This is a genomic window from Parasphingorhabdus sp., from assembly GCF_036963705.1.
Lineage (GTDB): Bacteria > Pseudomonadota > Alphaproteobacteria > Sphingomonadales > Sphingomonadaceae > Parasphingorhabdus.
Map to the genome: position 1 here is coordinate 1 of NZ_JBALUT010000100.1, position 7,068 is coordinate 7,068.

Annotated in this window: 6 protein-coding genes; 5 read left to right on the forward strand and 1 reads right to left on the reverse strand. The window is 56.5% G+C overall.

The genetic code is table 11. The features are described 5' to 3' along the window. The coding region (locus tag V7680_RS14450; RefSeq protein WP_335653969.1) for an acyl-CoA dehydrogenase family protein at positions 1 to 304 on the reverse strand (304 nt) is incomplete at its 3' end. Between the two features lie 346 nt (positions 305 to 650). Here V7680_RS14450 and V7680_RS14455 point away from each other — a divergent pair. The 5 genes from V7680_RS14455 (at position 651) to V7680_RS14475 (ending at position 6,968) form a co-directional block, all read left to right on the forward strand. Continuing rightward, complete coding sequence (locus V7680_RS14455; RefSeq protein WP_335653970.1) at positions 651 to 1,760, forward strand: S-(hydroxymethyl)glutathione dehydrogenase/class III alcohol dehydrogenase; 1,110 nt, start codon at positions 651 to 653, stop codon at positions 1,758 to 1,760. Then, complete coding sequence (gene fghA, locus V7680_RS14460; protein WP_335653971.1) at positions 1,760 to 2,587, forward strand: S-formylglutathione hydrolase; 828 nt, start codon at positions 1,760 to 1,762, stop codon at positions 2,585 to 2,587. The genes V7680_RS14455 and fghA overlap by 1 nt, the downstream gene beginning before the upstream one ends. 211 nt (positions 2,588 to 2,798) lie before the next feature. Beyond that, positions 2,799 to 4,703: a putative bifunctional diguanylate cyclase/phosphodiesterase gene (locus V7680_RS14465; protein ID WP_335653972.1), complete on the forward strand. Its 1,905-nt coding sequence runs from the start codon at positions 2,799 to 2,801 to the stop codon at positions 4,701 to 4,703. A gap of 163 nt (positions 4,704 to 4,866) precedes the next feature. After that, entirely contained in the window at positions 4,867 to 6,027 is a 1,161-nt protein-coding gene (locus V7680_RS14470; protein WP_335653973.1) for a M24 family metallopeptidase, read from the forward strand. 95 nt (positions 6,028 to 6,122) lie between these two features. Beyond that, positions 6,123 to 6,968 carry an SDR family oxidoreductase gene (locus tag V7680_RS14475; RefSeq protein ID WP_335653974.1) on the forward strand — a complete coding sequence of 282 codons (846 nt, stop codon included), beginning with the start codon at positions 6,123 to 6,125 and terminating at the stop codon, positions 6,966 to 6,968. The last annotated feature ends 100 nt before the right edge of the window (positions 6,969 to 7,068 follow it).

Consider the following 7,068-nt stretch of genomic DNA (forward strand, 5'->3'; position numbering starts at 1 on the left):
AACCGTGGCGCAGCATCGTGCCCATGATATACATTTGCGCGTGCACCGCGCCGCCGTTGCAGCCTTGGGCCTGGATTTCCTCGAGGATTGCTGCGGCTGCCGAAATCGGTAATCCGGCACCGCCAAATTCTTCCGGGATCAGGGCTGCCAGATAACCGGCCTCGCCCAGAGCGGCTACAAAGTCGCTCGGATATTCACGTGCCTTGTCGCGTGCGCGCCAATATTCTCCCGGAAATTTCTGGCAAAGCTTGGCAACTTCCTCGCGGATAGGCGTATAATCCTGGATCAATTCTGCTTCTCCCAATGTCTATTTCATTGAAACGATCTCGGACGGAAGATCAACCGCCAATGCCGTGCAAAGTAGAATTGGCAACGCTTTTGTGGAACATCTCGGAGGGCCAATTGCGCTTTGTCGGCGGGAAAAGGGTGGCTGGCAGCACAAGCTATCATTGACTATCACGCTGCAAGATTGCAGCTATCGATTTCCTAGCATTTACCGACCTGTCTTTAGCCGATATGTATGAAGTTCGATAGTCCGACGGCTTGGATGGCCATGAAGCTTTGCATGAAATGAAGCAGTTTGTCTTGGTGGCGGTCGGACGTACAAGCCAAAATCATGATCAATCGGTCAAGAAAAGGAATTACAGAATATGAAAACCCGCGCTGCCGTAGCATTTGAAGCGAAAAAGCCGCTCGAGATTGTCGAGCTTGATCTGGAAGGCCCGAAGGCGGGCGAAGTGCTGGTCGAGATCATGGCTACTGGTATTTGTCATACCGACGCTTACACGCTCGACGGGCTGGACAGCGAAGGCAAGTTTCCGAGTGTTCTCGGCCATGAAGGCGCCGGTATCGTGCGCGAAGTCGGTGCCGGTGTTACCTCGGTGGCGCCCGACGATCATGTGATCCCGCTCTACACGCCGGAATGTCGCCAGTGTAAAAGCTGCCTGTCCGGCAAGACCAACCTGTGCACCGCGATTCGCGCGACTCAGGGGCAGGGGCTGATGCCCGATGGCACCAGCCGGATGTCCTACAAGGGCGAGGCCATCTATCATTATATGGGTTGCTCGACCTTCTCCAACTTCATCGTCCTGCCGGAAATTGCAGTTGCCAAAATCCGCACCGATGCGCCCTTCAACACCAGTTGCTATATTGGGTGCGGCGTCACCACGGGTGTCGGCGCGGTGGTCAACACGGCGAAGGTAGAGCCCGGCGCCAATGTCATCGTCTTTGGCCTCGGCGGCATCGGCCTGAACGTGCTCCAGGGCGCGCGGATGGTCGGCGCGGACAAGATTATCGGCGTGGACATCAATGACGATCGCGAAGAGTGGGGCAAACGGTTCGGCATGACCCATTTCGTCAACCCGAAAAAGATCAAAGGCGATATCGTCGAGCATCTGGTTGCTCTGACCGATGGCGGCGCGGATTATACATTTGACTGCACCGGCAATACCGACGTGATGCGCCAGGCGCTCGAAGCCTGCCATCGCGGCTGGGGTGAAAGCATCATCATCGGTGTGGCCGAAGCCGGCAAGGAAATCTCGACGCGACCATTCCAGCTGGTTACCGGGCGGGTCTGGAAAGGCACGGCATTCGGCGGCGCGCGCGGACGGACCGATGTTCCGAAAATCGTCGACTGGTATGTCAACGGCAAGATCGAAATCGATCCGATGATCACCCACACATTGACGCTGGAAGAGATCAACAAGGGCTTTGACCTGATGCACGCGGGTGAGAGCATCCGTAGCGTTGTGGTCTTTTGATGGAGACCGTCTCCACCAGTCGGAGTTTTGGTGGCATCCAGGGCGTCTATTCCCATGCCTCCACCGCGACCGGCACGGACATGAGCTTCGCGGTCTATGTGCCGGATCATGAAGAGGGCGCGAAACTGCCTGTGCTGTGGTTCCTGTCCGGCCTGACCTGCACCCACGCCAATGTTATGGAAAAGGGCGAATATCGTCAGCTGGCGAGTGAATTGGGACTGGTCGTGGTGGCCCCTGATACCTCGCCACGCGGCGAGGGCGTCCCCGATGATTCAAGCTATGATCTGGGGCAGGGCGCTGCCTTTTATGTCGATGCTACGGAAGAACCATGGGCCGATCATTTCCAGATGCGCAGCTATATAGAGCAGGAATTGCCAGCCCTGATCGCCGAACAATTTCCGGTCGATGTGAAACGGCAGGGAATATTCGGGCATAGCATGGGCGGCCATGGCGCGCTGACGATGGCACTCCGTAATCCGGAACGTTATAAATCTGCTTCGGCCTTTGCACCGATAGTCGCGCCATCCCAATGTCCGTGGGGCAAGAAGGCGTTGGGCCGCTACGTCGGAGAACATAAAGCCGCCTGGCGGGAATATGATGCCTGCGCGTTGATCGAAGATGGTGCTCGCTTTCCCGAATTTCTCGTCGACCAGGGTGCGGCGGATAATTTTCTCGAGGAGCAGTTGAAACCGCAATTGCTGGTCGAGGCTTGCGAGAAAGCATCAATCCCGTTGACGTTGAATATCCATGATGGCTTCGACCATAGCTATTATTTCATCTCTACGTTCATGGACGATCATCTGCGCTGGCACGCCAAACGGCTGTGATGACGCGGACTTAGCGCAGACTTATATCATCAACGACCCGGCCAATATGTGCCCGGGATTGCGCTCGCGCGAATATGGCGTCCTCATCTCCTTAAACTTTCGGCTTTATTACCGTAACTCTACCAAGAGCTAGTCCGTCTTTGCGTGATCGTTTTTGCGTCGCGAGGCGCGCTCAGGTTGGCTGGTATAATCTCGAGTAAAAAGGCGGTGTATGTTGTTGCGGTTTCAAAATATCATTCTGGAGATGATAGCTACCGGCAAGTCGCTGGAAGTCACTGCGCAACGGCTATGTCGCGAAATCGAGCTTCTGCTGCCGGACGTTGCCTGTTCCGTGCTGCGGGTCGAACGCAACGGACAGCTCTATCCCCTTGCGGCGCCAAGCCTGCCCGAGATATTTTCGGAACTGGTCACAGGGGCGATGATTGGCCCCAACGTTGGTTCCTGCGGTAGCGCGGCCTATCTTGGTGAGGCGGTGGCCGTGACCGATATCGAAACCGATCCACGCTGGACTTTGTTCAAAACACATGTTCTTCCCGCCGGATTCAAGGCCTGTTGGTCGGTTCCGATTTTCAATGCAGAGGGCGAGGTTTTCGGTACATTTGCGCTTTATTTTAAACAAAACAGAATACAGAATGCGCTCGAACAGGAGCTTGTCAGTGCCTGTATCCATCTTTGCGCGATCGCGCTTGAGCAGCACGACCGCGTGTTGGAGCGCGAACGACGGGCATCGGTCGATGCGCTCACCAGCTTGCCGAATAGAGCGAGTTTTGACGCGGCACTGGGCCGGCTTTCCTGCGATGAGCCCGGGACCTGGGCTCTAATGGTGGTGGATGTCGATAATCTAAAGACCATCAACGACACGTTCGGTCATCAAGCCGGTGACGACCTGCTGCAATGCGTGGCCAGGCGAATAAAGGCATCCGTCCTGCCCGATCATGCCTTTCGGGTCGGTGGCGACGAATTCGCCGTGATCCTGCAGGAGACGGGCGCGGTTGCGGATCTGGACGGGACCGCGTCACATATCCTCGAAGCCATCGGAACGGTTGCGAGCTGTGGCGGGCACATGATCCAGCCCCGTGCGACTATTGGCGGCGCTGCGCTTTCGCCGGGCGATCGTGATGCCGAAACGGTTCACAAACATGCTGATTTCGCGCTCTATCACGCCAAGGAAACCGGGCGCGGCGGATTTGTCCGCTACTGGCCCGGGATTGGTACCGCAATCAAACAGCGGATCGAAGTGATACAGGATGTCGACAACGCGTTGAGGGAAGGGAGGATCGAGGCTTATTATCAGCCGGTGGTCGGGCTCGACACGCGCGAAATCGTTGGCATGGAAGCTCTTTGCCGCCTGCGGAAGCCGGAGGGGAATATAGTTTCCGCCGGAGCATTTCATCAGGCGACAACCGATGTGAATGTCGCCGCCAAGCTGACACAGGGCATGTTGGCTCTGGTCGCTGCCGATGTCCGGTCCTGGCTGGAGCGCGGCATCCCGTTCCAGCATGTGGGCATCAACATCTCTTCTGCCGACTTTCACAGTGGCACGCTCTACGACCGGATCGAAGCGGCTTTCGGGCGCCAGAATGTTCCGCTGAAACATGTCATTCTCGAAGTCACGGAATCGGTCTATCTCGGGCAGAATGACGAGATCGTCGCGGAGGAGATCCGGTCCCTGCGGTCACACGGGCTCCGGATTGCGCTGGATGATTTCGGGACAGGCTTCGCATCGCTCACCCATCTTCTGACCGTTCCGGTTGATGTCATAAAAATTGACAGATCCTTCGTAAAGCAGTTGCAGCTTGATGACCGCAGCAGTGCCATTATCGAAGGATTGCTCGGCATCGCTCGCAAGCTCGACATCCGGGTGATTGCAGAGGGGATCGAGACCGAAGACCAGGCATATTTGCTAAGCGAAATCGGTTGTCAGCTGGGCCAGGGCTATCTCTTCTCCCATGCGGTGCCGCCCGAAGCGGCGACCCAATTGCTGTTAAATCACGGGCAAAATGCTGCAGCCGGCCGACGCGGTCCGATCATTGCCCTTCCCGAACGGCCGATTACCGGCCGGACAATCCGCAAGCAAGCCGGCCCAGCAAAGAAAAGCGCCACCTCGGCGCGATAGGGATTCCTGCCGCGTCGCAACCGTTTCGCGCGCTTGTAGTCAGCATATATTCCACCCAATCCATGTGACGATTGCAATATGACGCGAGCCGCGCCAGTTTCGCAATGCGTGCACTTTGGCTGTAATGGCTTATAGGCTGGCCGCTTGTATCGGAGAAACCACCATGACATTGATTTCGAAGCCACCCCGGATCAGTAGCGCCGAACGGGAGCAGCGGCTCGACAAATTGCGTAGCGCCATGCCGGCAAACGGGCTCGATGCGGTGATCATCACCCCGGGTAGCAATATGCGCTATTATTTCGGCGAGGCTTTTTACGAAAGCGAACGCTTTGTCGGTGTCTTGATCATGGCTGACCGCAATATCTTCATCTGTCCCAAATTCGAGGAATCAGCGATCCGTGCCAAATTCGCGATGGCCTCGGAAATGGCATTCTGGGAAGAGCATGAAAGTCCCTTTGCGCTGATGGCGTCTGTGCTGACGGACCATGGAAGCAAGCGATGCGTGCTCGATCCGGAATGTTCCTATGGCCATGCCGCGCGCTTGTTCGAAGCATTGAACCAGCTTGAAAAACCGATCCTCTATGGCTCTGCCGCCCAGATCATTGCTCCGCTGCGCGCGATAAAGTCACAGGCTGAAATCGATCTGATGATCGCGGCCATGCAGTTGACGCTCTCCGTCCATCAGACCGTCTTCGAGTGGATCAGGCCGGGCATGAAAGCCAGCGCCGTGATCGCCGAAATCGATCGCCTGCACCGCGCCGGCGGAGCCGATGGCGGCAACAGTTTTTGCGCCGTCCAGTTCGGCGAAGCGACATCCCATCCGCACGGCGTGCCGGGCGACCCGGTGCTGCAGGAGGGCGAGCTGATCCTGATCGATACCGGTTGCACCATCGACGGCTATAATAGCGACATCACCCGCACTTATGCCCTGACCAAACTGGGCGGCGAGATCGAAAAATTGTGGCAGGTTGAAAAAGAAGCACAGCAAGCCGCCTTCGATCGCGCCGCCATCGGCACCCCCTGCGAAGCGGTCGACAAAGCCGCCCGCGATGTCCTGATCAGTCACGGTCTCGGTCCCGACTATGACCTGCCAGGCCTCCCCCACCGCACCGGCCACGGCATCGGTCTCGACATTCACGAAGGTCCCTATCTGGTGAAGGGCGATACAACGCCATTGGCGGCCGGCATGTGTTTTTCCAACGAACCGATGATCGTGGTACCCGGCGAATATGGTATCCGGCTGGAGGACCATTTCTATATGACGGCATCGGGGCCGGAGTGGTTTACCCAGCCGCAAGAGGATCTTTATCGGCCGTTTGGCTAGGTCAATTGTGACAGAGCGTTCCAATTGGTGCACTTCCACCTCAATATTGTGACCATAATCATAATTCCGCCCGACAAGAATCAGGAGACATCGTCATGACGATCGCCGTTACCGCCGTCACGGGTCATCTCGGAGCGGAAATCGCCAAGACTCTTTCCGGAATGGACACAGGCGAACCGATTATTGGCTTGGCGCGCACGCCGGAAAAGGCAAAAAGCATGAACATCGAAGTTCGTGCCGGTGACTATAACCACCGCGAACAGCTGGAGCAGTCACTATCGGGTGTCGATACGATACTTCTCGTATCGGGAATGGCAGCGCCTGAAGATCGCATCGGGCAACACCGCAACGTCATAAACGCAGCCAAAGCTGCGGGCGTGAAAAAGATCGTCTTCACCAGCATCCAGGGTACCGAAAAAGGCACGGCTTTTTCTCCCATTGTACAAAGCAATCGTCAGACCGAGGCGGATATCCGCGCGAGCGGGCTTGCCTGGGCGATCGGCCGCAACGGGATCTATATCGAGCCTGATGTGGAATATATCGGGACTTACAAGGCGCAGGGCGAAATCGCCAACTGTGCCGATGACGGTAAATGCGGATATACAACCCGGCCAGAACTGGCTTACGCTTATGCCTGCATGCTGACCAACCGAAAGCATGAAGGTCAAACGTACAATCTCCATGGCGAGCTACTCACCCAGACCCAACTTGCGCAATATCTGAACCGGACATTCGGAACAGGGCTTGAATATCGCTCGATGTCGGTCGCCGAATATCGCGAGGAACGTGTCGCGGAACTGGGTGAATTCATGGGAACCGTGATCGCAGGCATCTACGAAGGCATCCGCAACGGCGCGCTTGATCAGGCAAGCGATTATCATGCTGTGACAGGAAGGCCTCATCAAAGCTGGAACGGTTATTTCCGGTCGCTGGAGACCTGATCGTAACCGAATTTCTGGGCATGAGTGTCTTTGTTACCAAAACCGGTGAATGAAGCGTAACAAGGGCTGAGACCAAGGGGACACCAACGATGCGTTATTT

Coding starts and splice junctions, on each gene's coding strand:
- V7680_RS14455 (WP_335653970.1), top strand. CDS start 651: ATGAAAACCCGCGCTGCCGTAGCATTTGAAGCGAAAAAGCCGCTCGAG.
- fghA (WP_335653971.1), top strand. CDS start 1,760: ATGGAGACCGTCTCCACCAGTCGGAGTTTTGGTGGCATCCAGGGCGTC.
- V7680_RS14475 (WP_335653974.1), top strand. CDS start 6,123: ATGACGATCGCCGTTACCGCCGTCACGGGTCATCTCGGAGCGGAAATC.
- V7680_RS14465 (WP_335653972.1), top strand. CDS start 2,799: ATGTTGTTGCGGTTTCAAAATATCATTCTGGAGATGATAGCTACCGGC.
- V7680_RS14470 (WP_335653973.1), top strand. CDS start 4,867: ATGACATTGATTTCGAAGCCACCCCGGATCAGTAGCGCCGAACGGGAG.